The following is an 18,700-nucleotide window of genomic DNA, read 5'->3' as shown; positions in this document are numbered from 1 at the left end:
GCGGTGACACATCCTCCACCAGCCCTGTCGCTGACAGGGCTGACCCGGCGGTTCGGGACGATGACCGCCGTGGACGGCGTGTCGATCGACATTGCCGAAGGTGAGTTTTTTACCATCGTCGGCCCGTCGGGCAGCGGCAAATCCACACTCGTGCGGCTGCTGGCGGGCCTCGATACGCCCACGGCAGGCAGCCTGCACCTGCGCGGGCGCGACATCACTGACATGCCCGCCAACCGGCGGCCCACAGCGATGGTGTTCCAGTCGCTGGCGCTGTTTGACCACCGCACGGTCGGGCAGAACATCGAGTTCGCGATGAAGATGAAGGGCGTGGCCCCCGAGGTGCGGCGTGCCCGCGCGCTCGAATTGTTGCGTCTGGTCCGCTTGCCAGAGGGCTACTATCCCCGCCCGGTGACGCAATGTTCGGGGGGCGAACGGCAGCGGGTGGCGCTGGCGCGGGCCTTGGGGTCGGATCCGGAGATCCTGTTCTTTGACGAGCCGCTGTCGGCCATTGATTACCGTCTGCGCAAGACCTTGGAGGTGGAGTTGAAAGAGCTGCACCAGCGCACGGGCAAGACCTTCATCTATATCACCCACAGCCTGGAAGAAGCGATGGTTATGTCAGACCGCATCGCCATCATGCGGGCCGGAAAGTTTGAACAGATCGGCACCCCAGACGAGATTTATCGCCGCCCGCGAAGCCGCTTTGTTGCGGGCTTTATGGGCGAGGTGAACATTCTGGCGGTGTCTCAGGCGGGCGGCAGTGCGATATTTGCCGATCTGGGCGTGCCTGCATCGGGGGCAATGGGGGCCTATGCCGTACTGCGCCCGGAATCCCTGCGCCCGGGCGGTGACGCCGGCGACGCCTTCCATGCGGTGGTGACGCAAAAGCTGATGCTGGGGTCACGCACGCAGTTTCACCTTCGCGCAGGTGACGCGGCGCTGATCGCCGAGGTTGCCGCAGGGCCGCAAGCCGGTCTGCAGATCGGACAGACGGCGCAGTTCAGCTTTGATGTGGCGGATATCGCCTGGGTCGACACGTGATGCAGCGCAATCCCGGTTTCTTGTATGCGCTGCCGATGATCGTGTTGATGCTGCTGTTCTTTGCGGCACCATTGGGGATCGTCGTCTGGTACAGCCTGATGCCGCCGCGCACCTTTGATCTGACCAGCGAGGTCGGTTTGCAGAACTACCGCACCGCCTTTAGCGACGGATACGGCATGCCCTTGATGTGGTCGCTGATCGGCGCGGCGCTGACCACGCTGATCACCGCCTTGCTGGCCTGGCCCACGGCCAAGATCCTGCACCATCACGCGGGCCGCTGGGCCAGCATCGTGACCGCCCTGATCGCGCTGCCGATCTTCATCTCGGAAAGCGTGCGTCTGTTCGGGTTGTCGGTCTTTCTGATGCCGGGGGGCGGAATTCTGGCGGGCACCCTGAATGCGCTTTTTGACGTGCAGATCGGTACTTTTCTGAACACCCGTTTCGCGGCACTGGTGGGCATGATCTACATCCACTTCCCCTTCATGCTGTTTCCGATGCTTCTGGGCGTGGCCATGATCCCGGGCGACCGGATTGAGGCGGCTCGGGATCTGGGCGCAGGCCGATGGGCGGTTCTGCGTGAGGTGGAACTGCCACTTGCCGCCCCCGGCCTGTTGGTGGGGGGCTTGTTGACATTCGTTCTGTGCCTTGGGGCAAATGCCGAGGCGGCGATCCTGGGTGGGCGCGCGGTAACGGTGATCACGGCGGCCATCGAGCAGCGGTTCAACTATGCGCAGGATTGGCCGATGGGGGCGGCGCTGACCGTGCTGGTCATCGCCGTCACGGCAGCGCTGGTGTTTCCCGCCGTCCGCCGGATCGACCTGAACCGGATCATCCGGCGATGACGGGCGGGCGGCACATCCTGTGGCTCAAGGTGCTGTGGGTTGGCACTCTGGTGACTGCGCTCTATCTGCCGATTGCCTCGGTCGTACTCGCCTCGCTTGCCAACACCCGCTACATGCGGTTTCCGCACAAGGTCTGGACGCTGGACGCCTACCGTGCGGCGGCGGCGGATTACACAACGGTGACGCTGCATGTCATATCCTTGCAGATCGCGGTCTGTGTTGTGCTGTTGTCGGTGGTTTTGGGCACCATCGGGGCAATGGCCTATGCGCGCTATGACTGGCGCGGGCGCGGGGTGTTTCAGAAGATACTGGTGCTGCCCATTTTTTTCCCGCAGCCGGTGCTTGGCCTGGCGCTGCTGCTGTCGATGTCGGCGCTTGGAATCGCACCCAGCTGGAAGACGGCGGTGGTGGCCCATGCGGTGTGGATCGTGCCGATTGTCACGCTGGTCATCTCGATCCGGCTGTTCGGCTACGACGTGGCGCAGGAAGAGGCGGCGTTCGATCTGGGTGCCTCACGCTGGCAGGTTGCGCGCGAGGTGACGCTGCCAGCGCTGTGGCCCGGCATCTTTTCCGGCGCGTTGTTCGCCTTTCTGCTGTCGTGGTCCAACCTTCCCTTGTCAGTTTACACCAGCGGGGCCGACACGCCGCTGCCGCTGTGGCTGTTTTCGCGCACGGCCACCAATTATTCGCCACTTGTCCCCGCGATTGCAGTGATCGGCACCTTTGTTTCGGGGTTCATCGTGCTGATGCTGATCCTGGCGCGATGGATACTGTCGGGCCGACGGGCAAATAGCCCAAACTGAAACATTTGTGCGTTAATCGCACATATTCACCTGCAGAATGGAGGCTTTGCCGATGGAACACAGCTCTACCGTCCAACAGCTGTTCGACCGTGAGGCGATTGCCGGAGTGATCCGGGCCTATTGCTATCACTTTGACCGCAATGAACCGGACGACGTGGCCGCACTTTTTGCGCCCGAGGCGGTGGTCGATTATGGGCCCGAGGCAGCGGTGCTGACTGGGCAGGAGGAAATCCGCAAAGGCGTGGCCACTGGCCTGAAAACCATCTTTGCGGCGACAAGCCATCATGTTTCGAACATTGATATCCGGTTTGAATCCGCAGGCAGAGCGAGCAGCATAAGCTACCTCTACGCCTGGCACCGCTATCATTCCGGCGCGCCGGATGGTGAGTTGTGGGCGCAGTATCACCATGAATTTGCGCGCAGCGCAGATGGTTGGAAGATCACCCGGCTGGTGCTGAAGGCTGCGGGGACCAAGGATTTTCATCGCGCAACCATGCATCCGATCGGCCGGAACTAAGCCCAGCCTCTCAGATCGCAAAATGTTCTATATGCGAACAAAAGAAACTATTGCGCACAAATTGATTCTGGTGAACTAATTGAGGACCGGCTTCAAAACCCAAGGAAAGCGCCCGTGCACAGCTTCTTGTCTGCCATCGACAAACTGAACGCCGGGGTGACAATCCTTGTCGGCATGTTGTTGATGGTGGTGACCCTTTCTGTCTTCGGGCAAGTCACCGTGCGTTTCGTGCTGACGGCGGGCGGCATCAACATCAGCGCGCCCTGGACCGAGGAATTGGCCCGCTATGCGCTGATCTGGATGGTGTTTCTGGGTGCCGGGGTTGGCGTGCGCCATGCACAGATGATCGCGCTGGAATTCGGGGTGCGCAAGCTGCCCGCCCGGATCGGCATTCCGGTGCGCAATCTGTCGATTGTGCTGTGCGTCGCGTTCTTTGCGATGATGGTCTGGGTGGGCATCTCGTTTGTGGATCTGGGCCGGTCGGAGACCAGCCCGGTGCTGGGGATCACCAAGGACTACGTTTATTGGGCCATGCCGGTGGGGGCGGGGTTGATGATCATCAACTCTGTTGCGCTGGTGATCGACACGGTTTTGTCCGGTCGTGATATCCGCTTCGCCGCCGATGATGCGCCGGAGGTTTAGGGTATGGTGTCGTTGATCCTGATCCTGCTGGGCCTGTTTGCAATCAGCGTGCCTATTGCGCTGGCGCTTGGCATGGCATCGCTGCCCATCCTGATTGACCGGGGCATCCCGCTGATCGCGGTGCCACAGGTGGTGTTCGAATCACTGGACAGCTTCACGCTGATGGCGCTTCCGCTGTATGTGTTGGCAGGACGGCTGATGCAGTTCGGCGGCATTGCCGAGCGGCTGGTGGACCTGGCCAAGGCCTTGCTGGCTTGGGTAAGGGGCGGGCTGGCGGCGGCGGTTGTGCTGACCTCGATGCTGTTTTCAACAATCTCCGGCTCATCGGCGGCCACGGCGGCGGCAGTGGGCTCGATGCTGATCCCCGAGATGGAAAAGCAGAAATACCCCCGCCCGTTCAGCGCCGCGACCACGGCGGCTTCCGGTGAACTGGGGGTGATCATCCCACCTTCGGTCGCCATGATCATCTACGGCGTGACCACTGGCGTTTCGATCACCGACATGTTCCTCGCAGGCTTTTTGCCGGGCCTGATGATCGGGCTGTCGCTGATCGCCACCGTGATCCTGATTTCAATGGTCAAGGGCTATGGCGAGCGCGAGGTCTTTGTCCTTGGTCCCTATGTCCGCCGGGTCTGGGCCGCCACCCTGCGCGCATCGTTGTCGCTGTTCCTGCCGGTGATCATCCTTGGCGGTATCTTCGGCGGTATCTTCACCGCGACAGAAGCCGCGGTGGTGGCGGTGGTCTATGCCATGTTCCTGAGCGTGGTGGTCTACCGCGAGATCAGGCTGCGCGACATGCCCCGCATCTTTGCCGGGGCGGCCGTTACGTCGGCAGTGGTGATGATCATCGTGGCCTTTGCCGCGATGTTCGGCTTTGCCCTGCATCTGATGCGCGCGCCGCAAATGATCGGCGCGATGCTCAGCACGGTGACGGACAACCCGCTGGTGTTCCTGCTGCTGGTCAACGTGTTCCTGATCGGCGTTGGCATGTTCATGGAAACCTTTGCCGCCATCATCATCCTTGGCCCGATCCTTGCACCGATTGCCGCCTCCTACGGCATCCACCCGGTGCATTTCGGCATGATCATGATCGTCAATCTGGCGGTGGGCATGGTGACGCCGCCGGTGGGGGTCAACCTGTTTATCGCCTGCGGGATTGCCAAGATTTCGATGGAACAGCTGATGCGGCCACTGTTCATTTTTCTCGCGGTTCTCGTCGGAAATCTGATGCTCATAACCTACGTCCCCGGCATTTCGCTGGCCCTGCTTCGATAACCAAAAAACCAACCACAGGAGGAACGACACATGAACACGTTCAAGACCCTGATCGCCACCGCCGCCAGCACAGTCTTGCTGGCCGGGGGGGCATCGGCCCAGACTTACGAGATGACGCTGGCCCATGTGCTGAGCGACCAAAGCCCGTATCAGGTGATCCTGAACCACTTTTCCGGGCTGATGGAAGAACGCTCCGGCGGGCGCATCACGGTGGATATCCAGTGCTGTGCGCAGGCCGGGAATGAAACCCGCGCCATCCAGTCGATCCGCACCGGCATTCTGACCGGCGGCTTCATCGGCGGCTCCACGCTGGAAACTGTGGTGCCAGCCTACCGCGTGCTGTCGCTGCCCTATCTGTTCGACAACAAGGCGCAGGCCTATGACATCCTCCAAAGCGACATGGGTCGCGAGATGCTGGACCTGCTGGGCGACTACGACATGTACGGCCTTGGCTTCGGGTCGAGCTATGAGCGCAGCGTAGCGTCCCGCAACCCGGTGCGGATCGAAACGGTGGATGATCTGGCAGGCGTGAAGATCCGCGTGCTGCCGACGCCGGGCTTTGTCGAGGCCTACAATGCGTTTGGCACCCAGCCGACCCCGATGGCCTATGGCGAGCTCTTCATGGCGTTGCAGAACAACGTGGTTGATGCGATCGAAATCTCGCCCGACGCGCTGGTGGCAGACAAGTTTCATGAAACCGTCAACAGCTACACAATGCTGACCGTACACCAGTCGACCACCGTGTTCCTGCTGTCGAAATCGTTCTGGGACGGGCTGCCCGATGATCTGAAGGAAATCGTGCAGACTGCCGCGACTGAGTCGATTGCGGTTGGCATCGCCGCGCATGACGAACTGGCCGCCGCCGGGTTAGAGACCGCCCGCGCCGCAGGGGTAGAGATCATCGAGCCGGAGCTGGGTCCGTTCATGGAAAAGGCCAAGATGTCGTGGGATGTGATCCTGACGAACCAGCCGGAAGCGCAAGACTATCTGACGCGTATCCAGACCGCTCTGGGCCGCTGAGACCGTGGTGGCGCGCAGATTGCGCGCCACCACCCTGACCAGATGCGGAGACATGGCATGGCCACGCCCGGGCATTTTCTGTTCCTCGGCAATCAGGACCTGAACGGCATACTGCGCGGCAGATCGGTGCCCGCAGGCCGGATGGCAGAGGCGATGGCCGATGGGCTGCCATGGGTGCCCGCCAACCTGACCATCGGCGCCCTGAACGGTTTGCCACCCGACAATCCCTTTGGTCCCTTGGGCGAGATCCGCTTTGTCCCGGACCCGGCGGCTTGCGTTACCTTGGGCGGGCATCAGGGTGGCCCTGCGTTTGATCTTGCGCTGTGCGATGCGCGGCAGATGGATGGTACGCCATGGGCCTGCTGCCCGCGCACGGCGTTGAAATCGGCGATTGCCGACCTGGCCGCCACCGGCCTGACGATGAAGGTGGCGCTTGAGCATGAATTCACGGTGCACGGGCTGAACGAGTCGAACCATGTGGCATTTTCGCTGTCTGCCGGGCGCGTGATTGCGCCGCTCGGCCAGAGAGTGTTGGACACGCTGGAGCGGTCCGGCATCGCGCTGGAGCAGTTCCAAGCCGAATACGGAGCTTCGCAGTTCGAGATCAGCTCGGTCCCCACCGACCCGCTGACCGCCGCTGACCGCACGGTGCTGACGCTGGAAACCATCCGCGACACGGCGCATTGCATGGGGCTTCGGGCCAGTTTCCTGCCCAAGCCGTCACTGGATGAGGTGGGCAATGGCGTACACATCCATTTCTCGCTGTGGGATGGTGCGCGCAATGTGACCTGTCATTCCGATTGGCTGACCAACCGTTCGGCGCCCTTTGTGGCCGGGCTGATCGACCATGCGGAAAGCCTTGTGCCGTTGACCGTGCTGTCGGCCAATTCCTATGCACGGCTGCGGCCGCATTCATGGGTCGGGGCCTTTACCTGTGTGGGTCTGCGCAATCGCGAGGCGATGATCCGGCTGGTGCCGCGTGGCCCGGCAGTGGATGGCAGCAGCCCCAAGGCATCGCTGGAATACCGGGTGAGCGATGCGACCGCCAATGTCTATCTGGCGCTGGCGGCAATCATCCGTGCCGGACTTGCGGGCATTGCGGCTGGCAGTCCCGCCCCTCCCGATGTGCAGCACGACCCCGACACATTGCCGCCCGAACAGCGCGCCGCCTGGCGGGTGCGCCCGCTGCCCGCTTCGCTCGACGCAGCATTGACACGGCAAGCTCTGCAGGATGCTACCACTTGGTTCGGCCCCGATCTGGCGCAAGCCTATTATAGCTGCCGCCGCAGTGATGCGGTGCAGGCGGCCGGGTACAGTTTTGACGCCCTCGCCGCAAAGCTGGCGCTCGTTTACTGACGCAGATTTCACCGCTTTGGTGGCACACCGCGTTTTCCGAACTTTTGTTCAAAATTTTTGTTTACAGACCGACGCGCCCTGCCTTAGCCTTCAAAGAACTTTTGTGCGCAGCGAGAACTTTTCCGCTCAATGAGAAAAGCGCGGGGCGCAGGCGTGCCATCCAAAACCATCAACAAGGAGGATATGACGTGAAACGACTTGGCTTTGCCATCGTGGCAACCCTTGCCCTTGCCGGGCCGCAGACCGCCCTTGCCCAAGAAGTGCTGACCATCGGCGTGCGGTCAGAAGCGGCGACGCTTGATCCGCACTGGACCCAGCTTTCTGCCGACCTGCAATTGCAGGAACATATCTTCGAGCATCTGGTCGATCTGGACAGCGCGTCACAGCCATCGCCCGGGCTGGCCTTGTCGTGGGAGCCCATCAATGACACCACCTGGGAATTCAGACTGCGACAGGGCGTAACCTGGCATGATGGCGAGGCGTTCACCGCCGATGACGTTATCTATTCCTTTGACCGGCTCAAAGCCGGGATCGAAGGCGCTACCGCCAGTCCCGCGTTTCAGCTGGCGAAGGGTGGCAAGGTCTGGTCCAAGGTGGACGACCATACCGTTCACATCACCACCGAAGGCCCCTATCCGACCATGGCCGAAGATCTGGCGATGATCCCGATTGTGGCGCAGCATGTGGTGCCGGGCAAAACCCCGTCAGTCGATTTCAACTCGGGCGCTGCAGCCATCGGCACCGGGCCGTTCATTTATAAGGAGTTCAGCCCCGGAAACCGCATCGTTGTCGCCAAAAACCCCAACTGGTGGGGCGGCGACCCGGGTTGGGATGAGGTGGTGTTCCGCCCCGTGGGCGAAGACAGCGCACGGCTGGCGGCCCTGCTGAACGGCGATGTCGACATGATCGACTATCCGCCGACTGTCGACCTGCCGCAGCTCGAAGGCGATGACCGCTTTGCCGTGTCGTCCATCGCGTCAGACCGGCTGATATATATGATGCCATCCTATCGCCATTCTGAACCCTACATCACCGCCAATGATGGCAGCGCAATGCTGAACCCGCTGCGCGACTGGCGCGTGCGCAAGGCGCTGTCGCTGGCGATCAACCGAGATGCGATCCGTGACCGGATCATGGGCGGAGCCAGCCAGCCCACGCGCAACATCGTGCCGCCAGGCTTCTTCGGCTATGTCGAGGATCTGCAACCCGATGCCTATGACCCCGAAGCCGCCCGCGCGCTGCTGGCCGAGGCAGGCTATGGCGACGGGTTCCGCATGACCATCCACGGGCCGAATGACCGCTACATCAACGATGCCCGCATCGTCGAGGCGGTGGCGCAGTTCTGGACCCAGATCGGCATCACGACAGAGGTGGACACGATGCCGCGCGCGGTGTTCTTCTCCGACCTGATCCGCGGAGGCGCTGACGGTTTCCCCGGCTTTGACAGCCCGAAGTTTTCAATGTCTCTGACCGGCTGGGGCACCGTGGCAGGCGAGGCGACCTATTCCGTCTCGGGCATTCTGGAAACCTATAATGCGGCAACCGGCGGTGGAAACGGCAACTTCGGTCGCTATTCCAACCCGTCGATCGACGCGAAATCGGTACTGGCCAAGCAGACCATCGACCGCACCGCGCGGCTCGCCCTGCTGCAGGATGCCACCCGTTTTGCGATGGAAGATCGCGCCCTGATCCCGCTGCATTTTCAGGTGAACAAATGGGCAATGAAGGCCGGTCTGGAACATGCACCACGCACAAATGAACGCACGCTTGCGGTCGAAGTAAAGCGCGTTGACTGACGCATGAACCGGGCGGGGCACAAAGTAAAACCTAGGGCGGATTATGGCTGAATTCATCCTCAGACGCATCTTGCAGGCCATTCTGGTCCTGTTCGCGATGACCGTTCTGGTGTTCTTTGGCATCCATGTCATCGGAAACCCGGTCGATCTTTTTGCCTCGTCCGAATGCACCAAAGCCTGTCTCGACGCGATCATGGTCAACCTTGGCCTCGACCGTCCGGTCTGGCAGCAATACCTGATCTTCCTTGGCAACCTTGCCGAGGGGGATCTGGGCCGGTCCTTCACCCATGGCGTGCCCGCGATGAGCCTGATCTGGGAACGCTTCCCCGCCACGCTGGAACTTGCGGTGGCCGCATTGGTGCTGGCGGTGGGGGTTGGCCTGCCTGCGGGGTTCTATGCGGGGCTGCGGCCTGACAGCTGGATATCGAAGACCATCATGGGCCTGTCGATGATCGGCTTTTCGGTGCCGATCTTCTGGATCGGGCTGATCATGATTTTGACGTTCTCTGTCTATCTGGGCTGGTTGCCTGCGATTGGCCGGGGGGATCTGGTAACGGTGTTCGGCGTCAGGGTCAGCTTTCTGACCCTTGACGGATTGCGCCATCTGGCGATGCCGGCCTTCACCCTGTCGCTTCTCATGATGTCGATGGTAATCCGCCTGACCCGCGCCGGGCTGCGCGAGGTGATGACATCGGATTACATCCGCTTTGCCCGCGCCAACGGCGTGCCGGAATACCGCATACTGGGCTGGCATGCGATGAAAAACCTGCTGATCCCGATTGTCACCGTGCTGGGGATGGAGTTCGGCGGCGTCATCGCCTTTGCCGTAGTGACGGAGTCGATCTTTTCCTGGCCGGGCGTCGGAAAGATGCTGATCGACGCCATCAGCGTATTGGACCGCCCGTTGATCGTTGCCTACCTGATCTTTGTGGTCACCATGTTCGTGTTGCTGAATCTGGTGATCGACATCCTGTATTCTCTGCTTGATCCGCGCGTGCGCCTTGGCGCAGGGGCGGTCTGAGGGATGGCCATGATCTTTACCAAGCGCCCCTCGCGCCTGCACGCCTTTGCCACCGCGTTCTTCGCCTCTCCGACCGCGAGTGTTGCGTTCTGCGTTTTTGTGGCGATGACCCTGGCCGCGATTTTCGCACCACTGATCGCGCCGCAAGATCCCTATGACCTGCGGTCAGTCTCGATCCTCGACAACCTGCTGTCCCCGGGTGAAGCCAGTTTTGCCGGGGTGACCTTTTGGCTGGGCACCGATGGGCAGGGGCGCGACATGCTGTCGGCCATGCTGTATGGTCTGCGGATCTCGCTCATCGTGGGGCTGGCCTCGGGGGTGATTGCGCTGGCCTTTGGCACGCTGGTCGGGCTGGTGGCGGCGTTTAGCGGCGGCTGGGTCGATGCCGTGCTGATGCGGATTGTCGATCTTCAGCTGAGCCTGCCGACGATACTGGTGGCTCTGATCCTGCTGGTTATTCTGGGGCGCGGGATCGACAAGATCATCGTGGCGCTGGTGGTGGTGCAATGGGCGTACTTTGCGCGCACCGTGCGCAGCGTGGCGCTGGTGGAAAACGCGCGCGACTACGTCGATGCCGCGCGAGGCTTACGCCTGCCGTCGCTGCGCATCCTGTTTCACCACATCCTGCCGAACTGCCTGCCCACGCTGCTGGTGGTGGCGACGATCCAGATGGCGCAGGCGATTTCGCTTGAAGCCACGCTGAGCTTTCTGGGTCTGGGCTTGCCGCCCACCCGCCCTTCGCTGGGACTACTGATCGCCAACGGGTTCGATTACCTGCAATCCGGGCGCTGGTGGATTTCGGTGCTGCCGGGCGTGGTGCTGTTGGTGCTGGTCGTGTCGATCAACGTTGTGGGCGACCGCCTGCGCGAAGTCCTCAACCCCCATCTGAGAGGCTGATCCATGGCCCCTGTTCTGACAGTGCGTGGCCTGACCACCGTTTTTGGCACCGGCGCGCATGAGTTGCGCGCGCTGGATGGGGTGGACCTGACCGTGCATGCCGGAGAAATCGTGGCGCTGGTCGGCGAAAGCGGGTCAGGCAAATCGCTGACCGGGTTTTCCATCAACGGGTTGTTGCCGGGCGATGCGCGGGTGACGGCGGGCCGGATCGAGCTGGACGGCACCGATCTGCGCGGCCTGACGCCGGGGCATATGCGGGGCGTCCGTGGGCGGCAGGTCGGCATGATCTTTCAGGACCCGATGATGACCCTGAACCCGGTCTTGCGGGTGGAGACACAGATGCGCGACGCGCTGTGCGCACATGACCCCCTGCCTCGCTCTGCCGTGCGTGCCCGGCTGGTGGCGGCGTTGTCCGAGGTGGGGATCGCAGCACCGGAACAGCGGCTGCGGGCCTGGCCGCATGAGTTATCAGGTGGCATGCGACAGCGGGTGGCAATTGCGACAGCGCTGCTGCACAGCCCGAAGCTGGTGATCGCGGATGAACCGACGACCGCGCTGGATGTGACCATACAGGGCCAGATCCTTGCGCTGGCGCAGGCGCTTTGCCGTGACCGAGGCACGGCGCTGGTCTGGATCACTCATGATCTGGCGGTGGTCGCGGGCATCGCCGACCGGGTGTCGGTTATGTACGCGGGCCGCGTGGTCGAGGAAGGCCCGGTCGATGCCGTGCTCGACACGCCCGCCCACCCCTATACCCGCGGACTGATCGACAGCGTGGCGGCGGGCCAGCCCAAGGGCACCCGCCTGCCGATGATCCCGGGCCGGATGCCGCTGCTGTCCGACCTGCCCCCCGGTTGCGCCTTTGCCGCGCGCTGCGCGCACCGCACGGCGCTGTGCGACACCACCCGGCCCGACCCGCGCCCCACGGGCAGCGGCCAGACCGTCCGCTGTCACCACCCCCTGACCGAATCTGCCGGAGCCATGGCATGACCGCCGATCTACCCATCCTCGAGGCGCGGGGCCTGACCAAGACCTTCCGCACCAATGACAGCGTTCTGTCGCGCTCGCTCGGCCGCATCGGTCTTGGCCCCGGCGCACAGGTGGTGCGCGCGGTGGATGGTGTCGATTTCACCCTGCACCGTGGCGATGTACTGGGCATCGTGGGCGAATCCGGTTGCGGCAAATCCACCCTTGGCCGGATGGCGGCGGGCCTCACGCGCCCCACATCGGGCGAGGTGCTGCAGGAAGGCAAGCGGCGCGATGTGACCGAGGGCCTTGATCGGCAGATGATCTTTCAGGACCCGTTCTCGTCGCTCAACCCGCGCAAACGGGTGACCGAACTGATTGGCGAGGCCCCGCGCGTGCACCGCATCGTCGGCACCGCCGAGCTCGACACATATGTCCGCACCCTGATGGATCGCTGCGGTATCGACCCCGCCTTTCACGATCGTTTCGCGCACCAGTTTTCCGGCGGCCAGCGTCAGCGCATCGGCATTGCCCGGGCGCTGGCGGTGAAGCCCGAGGTGTTGATCTGTGACGAGGCGGTGTCAGCGCTGGATGTGTCGGTACAGGCGCAGATCGTCAACCTCTTCATGGACCTGCGCGAGGAACTGGGGCTGACCTATATCTTCATCAGCCATGATCTTGGCATCGTGCGCCATCTCGCCGACCGGGTGCTTGTAATGTATCTGGGCCGCGTGGTTGAGGAGGGCCCTGCAGAAGCAGTGTTCGACACCCCACAACACCCCTACACCCGCGCATTGGTCGAGGCCGTGCCCCGGTTGAGCCGCCGACGCACCGCGTTTCAACCCGTGGCGGGGGAAATCCCGTCGCCGCTGAACCCGCCCTCGGGCTGCCATTTTCACCCGCGTTGCCCACTGGCGACCGACCGCTGCCGCGTGGAAAGCCCGGCCCTTCGCGCAATTGCGCCGGGCAGGCGCGCGGCCTGCCACCTTATCTGAATCAGAACCACCAAAGGGAGAGACCTGATGGCTACCTACCAAGACCGCATGACCCGTTTCCGAGGGCTTCTGCCCGGCAAGGCTGACCTTGTGTTCATTCCGCTAGGCACTGATCTGGACTACCTGACCGGCATCCACCGTGACATCCCGAACTATGGCCGGAACCTGCACCCCGGCATGTGGCTGGAAGGCGCATGGATCGCGCCTGACCGTGACCCGATCCTGACCCTGCCGCGCATGACGGCGGAGTTCGGTGCCAAGGGCGGGTCTGATGGGCTGGACGTGCGGGTGCTGGGTGATTGGGATGACCCGGTGGTGATGGTGCAGGGCATCCTGAAAGAGCTGGGCATCAAGGATGGCGCGACCATTGCCACATCGGACAATGCCGAAGCCGAAAGCCTGATGGAACTGCAAAGGCTGGTGCCCGCCGCCCGCTTCACCTCCGCCACCCATATCCTGCGCGCCCTACGCGTGATCAAGGACGAAGGCGAGATTGCCACCATGCGCGAGGCGGGCCGCATCACCGAAGCCGCCTTCACCGATGTGCTGGCCCGGCTGAAGATCGGAATGACCGAACTGGATGTGGTGGCCGAGGTTGACTACCAGATGAAGCGCCACGGCTCGCTTGGCCCATCGTTCACCACGTCACTGTACAATACCGGGCCGGACCATCCGATGCGCTTTGGCCGACGGCTGGAAACCTGGCCCCGGGTGCTGACTGCCCCGGTGTCGGTGCTGTTCGACTTTGGCGCGGTGCATGACGGGATGTGCTATGACTTTGGCCGCACGGTCAGCTTTGGCGCGCCGAGCGACGAGCAGGTCAAGGTGCACCGCCTGATCATGGACAGCCAGCGCGCCGGGATCGAGGCGCTGAAGGCTGGGGCGACGACCTGCGAACAAGTAGACAAGATCGCGCGTGATGTGATCGCCGATGCCGGCTACGGCGACAAGTTCCGCCACCGGCTCGGTCATGCCATTGGATGGGACGTGCACGAGCCGCCGTTCCTGACCAAGGGCGACGCCACCCCGGTCGAGGAAGGCATGATCTTCACCATCGAGCCCTCAATCTTCCAGGACGGCACCTTTTCCGCCCGGGTCGAGGATTGCGTCGTCGCCCGCCCCGGTGGCGGCGAGGCACTGACCACCGGCTGGCAGGATCTGATTGTCGTGGAGTAAACCAAAAGGGGGCCAGGCGGCCCCCTTTTTCATGCCGGGGCGTGGGCCGGGTCTATCTCAGGTAGCCCGCCAGCTGTGGCAGGATCAGCGTGAAGAATGGCGCAAAAGTGATCAGCAGCAAAACAGACGTCATCACCAGCCAAGGCTGCCAGATATGGCGCACCACGGCCAGAAACGGACGCCTGGCAATGGTGGCCGCCACGAACACCGCGCCGCCGAGCGGCGGAGTGATCATCCCGATGGCGCAGTTGAACACCATCACCACGCTGAAATGCACCGGGTCGATGCCATAGGAGGCAGCAATCGGCAGCAGGATGGGGCTCAGCAGCAGGATGATCGCAAGACTTTCCATGACCATGCCAAGCGCCATCAGCAGCACGTTGACGATCAGCAGGAACATCCAGAAATTGTTGATATTGTCGCTGAACCAGATCTTGATCATCTCGGGAAAACCGGCCACAGCAATCAGCCAGTTGAAGGTGGTCGCCGCCGCTACCAGGATCAGTATACCGGACGTAAAGGCACTGGCCTGCACCATGGCGTGCAGGAACCGCGCCCATGTCAGCTCTCGGTACACGAAGGCCCCGACAATCAGGGCGTAGACCACGGCAGCCCCTGCAGCTTCGGTGGGGGTGAAGATGCCGCCAATGATACCGCCCATGATGACCACCGCCATGCCAAAGGCAGGCAGCGCCACAACAAAGCTGTGCCACAACCGGCGGCCATTGAACGGTTCTGACGAACGGTATTGCGACCCGCCACGCGACGCATGGCGATGCGCGATGTAGAAAAACCCCGGCAGGACCAGAAGGCCGGGCAGGATGCCCGCCAGAAACAATGCACCGATCGACAGGTTGTTAACGACTCCGATCAGCACCAGCATCAAACTTGGTGGAATGATCTGCGCCAGAGTGCCCGAGGCCGCGATCAGGGCAGCCGCAAAATCGACATTGTAGCGCCGTCTGCGCAACTCGGGTTGCAATACCGCCGAGACCGCTGCGGTATCCGCACTACCAGATCCGGACATGGCGGCGAGCGCCGTGGCTGCGACAATCGCCACCATCAGCAAGCTGCCGGTGACCCAGCCGATCAACGCCATGGCGAAATCGACAATCCGCCGCGACAACCCGCCCGCATCCATCAACATCCCCGCAAGGATGAAGAACGGAATTGCCATCAGGGTAAAGTTGTTCAGCCCGGAATAGAACCGGTGCGCCAGCAGTACCAGCGGCAGATCGGCATACAGCACCGAGATCAGCGCGGTCAGACCCAGCACGAAAAAGATCGGCACGCCGCCCGCAAGCAGCACCAACGCAAGCCCGCCCAGCGGCATCATTCTGCCATCTCCGTCTCGAATACAGGGGCGAACGGGTCTGCCCATCGGTCAACCACACGCAGGATCACCTCCAGCGCCATGAAGGACATGCCAACCGGTACCGCCAAGAACACGATCCACATCGGCATCAAAAGCGTGGGAGATGTTTGCGAGGCCCCCTGCCGGACCAGAAGGATGCCGCCATAGACCAGCACTGCCAGAAACACCAAAGACCCCGCCGCGATCAGCACCGACACGATGCGCGCTGCCCAAAGTGGCAGCGTGGCGGGCAGCGCATCAACCGCAAACACCGCGCCATGGCGCAGCGCCAGACCGGCCCCGATACAGGCCAGCCAGACCTGCGCGAAGGCCGCACTTTCCACGGCATTGCCCAGTTTGATGGGCAACAGATAGCGCCCGATCACCTGCACCGTAACCGCCAGCACCATAAAGCAAAAACAGGTGACGGCAAAGCCGGTGGTCAGGGTTCGCAACAGGATGATCAGGCGCTTGACCGGCATTACTGCGTGATCAGCGCGACAAGGCGCTTTTCTTCATCGGTGGTCAGGAATTCGGTGTAGATCGCCTCCGCCGCCGCGCGGAACGGGGCGGGATCGGGGGTGGTGACCGTGACACCATTTGCGGTCAGCTCGGCCAGCAGCTCATCATCGCTCGCCCGCCAGTCAGCCTGCTGCTCCTGCCCCACCTTGCGGCCTGCTTCGAGCAGGGCCGTTTGCGTGGCCTCGTCAAAGGACTGGAATTTCGCTTCCGAAATTACGATCGGGTTGGTGTAGAACAGCCAGCTGACCTGTGCCCAGTAGGGAGCAACTTCGTAAAACTTGGCCGTAAAGTAATTGGTGTTGGCGGCATCCGCACCATCGACCACGCCGGTTTGCAGCGAGCTGTAAACCTCGGGGTAGGCGATCGCCGTCGCATTGGCACCGAAGGCGTTGAACGTGGCCACATGTACCGGGTTCTGCACAGTCCGGATCTTGCGTCCGGCCAGATCTTCCATTCCGTTCACCGCAGACGTTGTCATGATATGGCGCGGGCCGGATGTCATGAAGCCCAGCAGGCGCAGCCCCTTGGGCGCGGCGGCGGCACTCAGTTCGTCATAGATCGGGCCGTTCAGCACGCTTTGGTAATGGTCCCAGTCGCGAAACACGAACGGCATGTTCAGCACGTTCATTTCCGGCACCCAGTTGGCCAGAACCGCGGCAGAGGGCGGGGCCATATCGATGGTGCCCAAGAGGATGCCTTCGACCACATCTACCTCGCCGCCCAGCTGTGAATTGGGCGAAATAGCGATTGTCACCGAACCCCCGGTGGCGGCGGCAACCATGTCGGCCAGCTCGGTGGCCGCGCGGTGGTTCGGGTCATCCTCGACCGAGAAATGTGCAAAACGCAGGCTGGTCTGTGCCAGTGCCGGAGCTGCGCCCAAGACCGCAAAGCCAAGGGACGCAACCGCGCCCCGCACAAAATCAGATCTGGAAAGGGTAAACATTTCAGTAACTCCTTATGCTGATGGATCGTGTCATTTTGCGTGGGCAAGCCAGTACAGGCGAGCTACAGCCCGCCGATACAGGTGTATTTCAGGTCCAGAAAATCCTCGATCCCCTGGCGACCGCCTTCGCGGCCCATGCCGGATTCCTTGATCCCGCCGAAAGGGGCTTCGGGGGTGACGATCAACACCTCGTTGATGCCCAAAAGGCCATAGCCAAGCTGATCCTGCAGGCGGAACACGCGACGCATGTCCTGGGTATAGGCATAGGCGGCGAGGCCGTATTCGGTGTCATTGGCGAGGCTGATCGCCTGATCCTCAGTCTCGAATTTATAGATCGCAGCGACGGGGCCGAAGATCTCTTCGGAGCTGAAGCGCATGGCAGGGGTGGCATCGCTGATCACTGTGGGCTGGAAGAACAGCCCGCCGCGCGCATGACGCCCGCCGCCGGTAACCAGTTGGCCGCCTTTTTCCAGCGCGTCGGCAAGAAGGTTTTCCATCTTTTCGACCGCCGCTTCGTCGATCATCGGGCCCTGCTCCGCCCCATCCTCATCGCCCGGCGCAACCTTCAACGCGGTGACCCGTTCGGCAAATGCGGCGGTGAAGCGGTCGTAGATGCCCGATTGCACATAAAGCCGGTTGGTGCAGATGCAGGTCTGGCCCGCGTTACGGAACTTTGCGGTGATGGCGCCACTGACCGCACGGTCCAGATCAGCATCGTCAAACACGATGAAAGGCGCATTGCCGCCCAGTTCCATCGACACCCGTTTGACCGTGCCAGCGGCGGCGCGGATCAGATCCTTGCCGATCTCGGTCGAGCCGGTGAAGGTGATCTTGCGCACCTTTGTGTTGGTCATGATCTCGCCGCCGATGGCGCGGGCGCTGCCGGTTAGTACATTGACCACACCTGCCGGAAATCCTGCCTGTTCTGCCAAATGCCCCCAGACAAGGCCGGACAGCGGCGTGGCACTGGCCGGTTTCACCACCACCGTGCAGCCCGCCGCCAGTGCTGGCCCGATCTTGCGCGCCAGCATCGACGACGGGAAATTCCAAGGCGTGATTGCAGCCACCACGCCCACCGGATGCTTGGTCGTCATCAGCCGCCGCCCGGCGACGGGCGACGGAATGATCTCGCCATAGATTCGCCGCGCCTCTTCGGCAAACCACAGGACGTAAGCCGCACTTGATCCGACTTCGGCCCGCGCCTCGGACAAAGGTTTGCCCTGTTCGGCGGTCATCATCCGGGCCAAAGGCTCCTGATGATCCAGGATCGCCTGATGCAGACGGCGCAGCATGGCGACACGCTCGTTCAGCGGCAGGGCGGCATAGGCGGGAAAGGCAGCGTGGGCGGCATCAATGGCGCGGCGCGTCTCGTCAGCACCGGCGTTGGGCACGCGGGCGATGACGGCACCAGTTGCGGGGTTGGTCACGTCGATCATCGTGCCGGAGTCGGCCCCGACCCACGCGCCGCCGATCAGGTTCGCCTCGCGCACCAGATGCGAAAAGTCAGTCATGTTGTCATCCTTGTCATTGCGGC

General features: G+C 62.5%; 18 protein-coding genes. 14 read left to right on the top strand and 4 right to left on the bottom strand.

Annotated features, from left to right (window positions below):
- Positions 1-3: 3 nt before the first annotated feature.
- The 14 genes from Q7J44_RS00320 (at position 4) to Q7J44_RS00255 (ending at position 14,347) form a co-directional block, all read left to right on the top strand.
- Entirely contained in the window at positions 4-1,041 is a 1,038-nt protein-coding gene (locus Q7J44_RS00320) for an ABC transporter ATP-binding protein (RefSeq protein WP_304875909.1), read from the top strand.
- The gene (locus tag Q7J44_RS00315; protein WP_304875908.1) at positions 1,041-1,883 is read left to right on the top strand and encodes an ABC transporter permease; all 843 of its coding nucleotides are present in this window, start codon (positions 1,041-1,043) and stop codon (positions 1,881-1,883) included. The genes Q7J44_RS00320 and Q7J44_RS00315 overlap by 1 nt, the downstream gene beginning before the upstream one ends.
- Positions 1,880-2,686, top strand: coding sequence for an ABC transporter permease (locus tag Q7J44_RS00310; protein WP_304875907.1), 807 nt, complete (start codon positions 1,880-1,882; stop codon positions 2,684-2,686). The genes Q7J44_RS00315 and Q7J44_RS00310 overlap by 4 nt, the downstream gene beginning before the upstream one ends.
- Positions 2,687-2,738: 52 nt before the next feature.
- Positions 2,739-3,203 carry a nuclear transport factor 2 family protein gene (locus Q7J44_RS00305; protein WP_304875906.1) on the top strand — a complete coding sequence of 155 codons (465 nt, stop codon included), beginning with the start codon at positions 2,739-2,741 and terminating at the stop codon, positions 3,201-3,203.
- Between the two features lie 114 nt (positions 3,204-3,317).
- On the top strand, positions 3,318-3,845 hold the full coding sequence (locus Q7J44_RS00300) for a TRAP transporter small permease (protein ID WP_304875905.1): 528 nt from the start codon (positions 3,318-3,320) through the stop codon (positions 3,843-3,845).
- Positions 3,846-3,848: 3 nt separating this feature from the next.
- Complete coding sequence (locus Q7J44_RS00295; RefSeq protein ID WP_304875904.1) at positions 3,849-5,120, top strand: TRAP transporter large permease; 1,272 nt, start codon at positions 3,849-3,851, stop codon at positions 5,118-5,120.
- Between the two features lie 30 nt (positions 5,121-5,150).
- Complete coding sequence (locus tag Q7J44_RS00290) at positions 5,151-6,140, top strand: TRAP transporter substrate-binding protein (RefSeq protein ID WP_304875903.1); 990 nt, start codon at positions 5,151-5,153, stop codon at positions 6,138-6,140.
- A 57-nt stretch (positions 6,141-6,197) separates the two neighbouring features.
- Positions 6,198-7,496, top strand: coding sequence for a glutamine synthetase family protein (locus Q7J44_RS00285; protein ID WP_304875902.1), 1,299 nt, complete (start codon positions 6,198-6,200; stop codon positions 7,494-7,496).
- Between the two features lie 188 nt (positions 7,497-7,684).
- Positions 7,685-9,292: an ABC transporter substrate-binding protein gene (locus Q7J44_RS00280; RefSeq protein ID WP_304875901.1), complete on the top strand. Its 1,608-nt coding sequence runs from the start codon at positions 7,685-7,687 to the stop codon at positions 9,290-9,292.
- Between the two features lie 43 nt (positions 9,293-9,335).
- Complete coding sequence (locus Q7J44_RS00275) at positions 9,336-10,313, top strand: ABC transporter permease (RefSeq protein WP_304875900.1); 978 nt, start codon at positions 9,336-9,338, stop codon at positions 10,311-10,313.
- Between the two features lie 9 nt (positions 10,314-10,322).
- The gene (locus tag Q7J44_RS00270) at positions 10,323-11,210 is read left to right on the top strand and encodes an ABC transporter permease (RefSeq protein WP_304875899.1); all 888 of its coding nucleotides are present in this window, start codon (positions 10,323-10,325) and stop codon (positions 11,208-11,210) included.
- A 3-nt stretch (positions 11,211-11,213) separates the two neighbouring features.
- Positions 11,214-12,200: an ABC transporter ATP-binding protein gene (locus Q7J44_RS00265; RefSeq protein WP_304875898.1), complete on the top strand. Its 987-nt coding sequence runs from the start codon at positions 11,214-11,216 to the stop codon at positions 12,198-12,200.
- Positions 12,197-13,171, top strand: a complete 975-nt coding sequence (locus tag Q7J44_RS00260) for an ABC transporter ATP-binding protein (RefSeq protein ID WP_304875897.1) — start codon at positions 12,197-12,199, stop codon at positions 13,169-13,171. The genes Q7J44_RS00265 and Q7J44_RS00260 overlap by 4 nt, the downstream gene beginning before the upstream one ends.
- A 27-nt stretch (positions 13,172-13,198) precedes the next feature.
- Entirely contained in the window at positions 13,199-14,347 is a 1,149-nt protein-coding gene (locus Q7J44_RS00255; RefSeq protein ID WP_304875896.1) for a Xaa-Pro peptidase family protein, read from the top strand.
- 52 nt (positions 14,348-14,399) lie between these two features.
- Here the strand turns inward: Q7J44_RS00255 and Q7J44_RS00250 are convergent, their stop codons facing one another.
- The 4 genes from Q7J44_RS00250 to Q7J44_RS00235 all read right to left on the bottom strand — a co-directional run bounded on the left by Q7J44_RS00250 (position 14,400) and on the right by Q7J44_RS00235 (position 18,677).
- Positions 14,400-15,683, bottom strand: a complete 1,284-nt coding sequence (locus tag Q7J44_RS00250) for a TRAP transporter large permease (RefSeq protein ID WP_304875895.1) — start codon at positions 15,681-15,683, stop codon at positions 14,400-14,402.
- Positions 15,680-16,183, bottom strand: a complete 504-nt coding sequence (locus Q7J44_RS00245) for a TRAP transporter small permease (protein WP_304875894.1) — start codon at positions 16,181-16,183, stop codon at positions 15,680-15,682. The genes Q7J44_RS00250 and Q7J44_RS00245 overlap by 4 nt, the downstream gene beginning before the upstream one ends.
- On the bottom strand, positions 16,183-17,166 hold the full coding sequence (locus Q7J44_RS00240; RefSeq protein WP_304875893.1) for a TRAP transporter substrate-binding protein: 984 nt from the start codon (positions 17,164-17,166) through the stop codon (positions 16,183-16,185). Before Q7J44_RS00240 ends, Q7J44_RS00245 begins: the two co-directional genes overlap by 1 nt.
- A 62-nt stretch (positions 17,167-17,228) precedes the next feature.
- The gene (locus tag Q7J44_RS00235; RefSeq protein ID WP_304875892.1) at positions 17,229-18,677 is read right to left on the bottom strand and encodes an NAD-dependent succinate-semialdehyde dehydrogenase; all 1,449 of its coding nucleotides are present in this window, start codon (positions 18,675-18,677) and stop codon (positions 17,229-17,231) included.
- Between the last annotated feature and the right edge of the window lie 23 nt (positions 18,678-18,700).

The organism is Pseudotabrizicola sp., from assembly GCF_030656345.1.
Taxonomy (GTDB): Bacteria; Pseudomonadota; Alphaproteobacteria; order Rhodobacterales; family Rhodobacteraceae; genus Pseudotabrizicola.
The sequence above is the reverse complement of the archived record's forward strand: the minus strand, read 5'-3'. Positions and strand labels throughout refer to the sequence as shown.

What these genes read in the sequence shown, in the direction of transcription:
- Q7J44_RS00305 (WP_304875906.1), top strand. Translation starts at nt 2,739, where the DNA reads ATGGAACACAGCTCTACCGTCCAACAGCTGTTCGACCGTGAGGCGATT.
- Q7J44_RS00290 (WP_304875903.1), top strand. Translation starts at nt 5,151, where the DNA reads ATGAACACGTTCAAGACCCTGATCGCCACCGCCGCCAGCACAGTCTTG.
- Q7J44_RS00255 (WP_304875896.1), top strand. Translation starts at nt 13,199, where the DNA reads ATGGCTACCTACCAAGACCGCATGACCCGTTTCCGAGGGCTTCTGCCC.
- Q7J44_RS00250 (WP_304875895.1), bottom strand. Translation starts at nt 15,683, where the DNA reads ATGATGCCGCTGGGCGGGCTTGCGTTGGTGCTGCTTGCGGGCGGCGTG.
- Q7J44_RS00315 (WP_304875908.1), top strand. Translation starts at nt 1,041, where the DNA reads ATGCAGCGCAATCCCGGTTTCTTGTATGCGCTGCCGATGATCGTGTTG.
- Q7J44_RS00260 (WP_304875897.1), top strand. Translation starts at nt 12,197, where the DNA reads ATGACCGCCGATCTACCCATCCTCGAGGCGCGGGGCCTGACCAAGACC.
- Q7J44_RS00265 (WP_304875898.1), top strand. Translation starts at nt 11,214, where the DNA reads ATGGCCCCTGTTCTGACAGTGCGTGGCCTGACCACCGTTTTTGGCACC.
- Q7J44_RS00310 (WP_304875907.1), top strand. Translation starts at nt 1,880, where the DNA reads ATGACGGGCGGGCGGCACATCCTGTGGCTCAAGGTGCTGTGGGTTGGC.
- Q7J44_RS00285 (WP_304875902.1), top strand. Translation starts at nt 6,198, where the DNA reads ATGGCCACGCCCGGGCATTTTCTGTTCCTCGGCAATCAGGACCTGAAC.
- Q7J44_RS00295 (WP_304875904.1), top strand. Translation starts at nt 3,849, where the DNA reads ATGGTGTCGTTGATCCTGATCCTGCTGGGCCTGTTTGCAATCAGCGTG.
- Q7J44_RS00245 (WP_304875894.1), bottom strand. Translation starts at nt 16,183, where the DNA reads ATGCCGGTCAAGCGCCTGATCATCCTGTTGCGAACCCTGACCACCGGC.
- Q7J44_RS00275 (WP_304875900.1), top strand. Translation starts at nt 9,336, where the DNA reads ATGGCTGAATTCATCCTCAGACGCATCTTGCAGGCCATTCTGGTCCTG.
- Q7J44_RS00240 (WP_304875893.1), bottom strand. Translation starts at nt 17,166, where the DNA reads ATGTTTACCCTTTCCAGATCTGATTTTGTGCGGGGCGCGGTTGCGTCC.
- Q7J44_RS00235 (WP_304875892.1), bottom strand. Translation starts at nt 18,677, where the DNA reads ATGACTGACTTTTCGCATCTGGTGCGCGAGGCGAACCTGATCGGCGGC.
- Q7J44_RS00270 (WP_304875899.1), top strand. Translation starts at nt 10,323, where the DNA reads ATGATCTTTACCAAGCGCCCCTCGCGCCTGCACGCCTTTGCCACCGCG.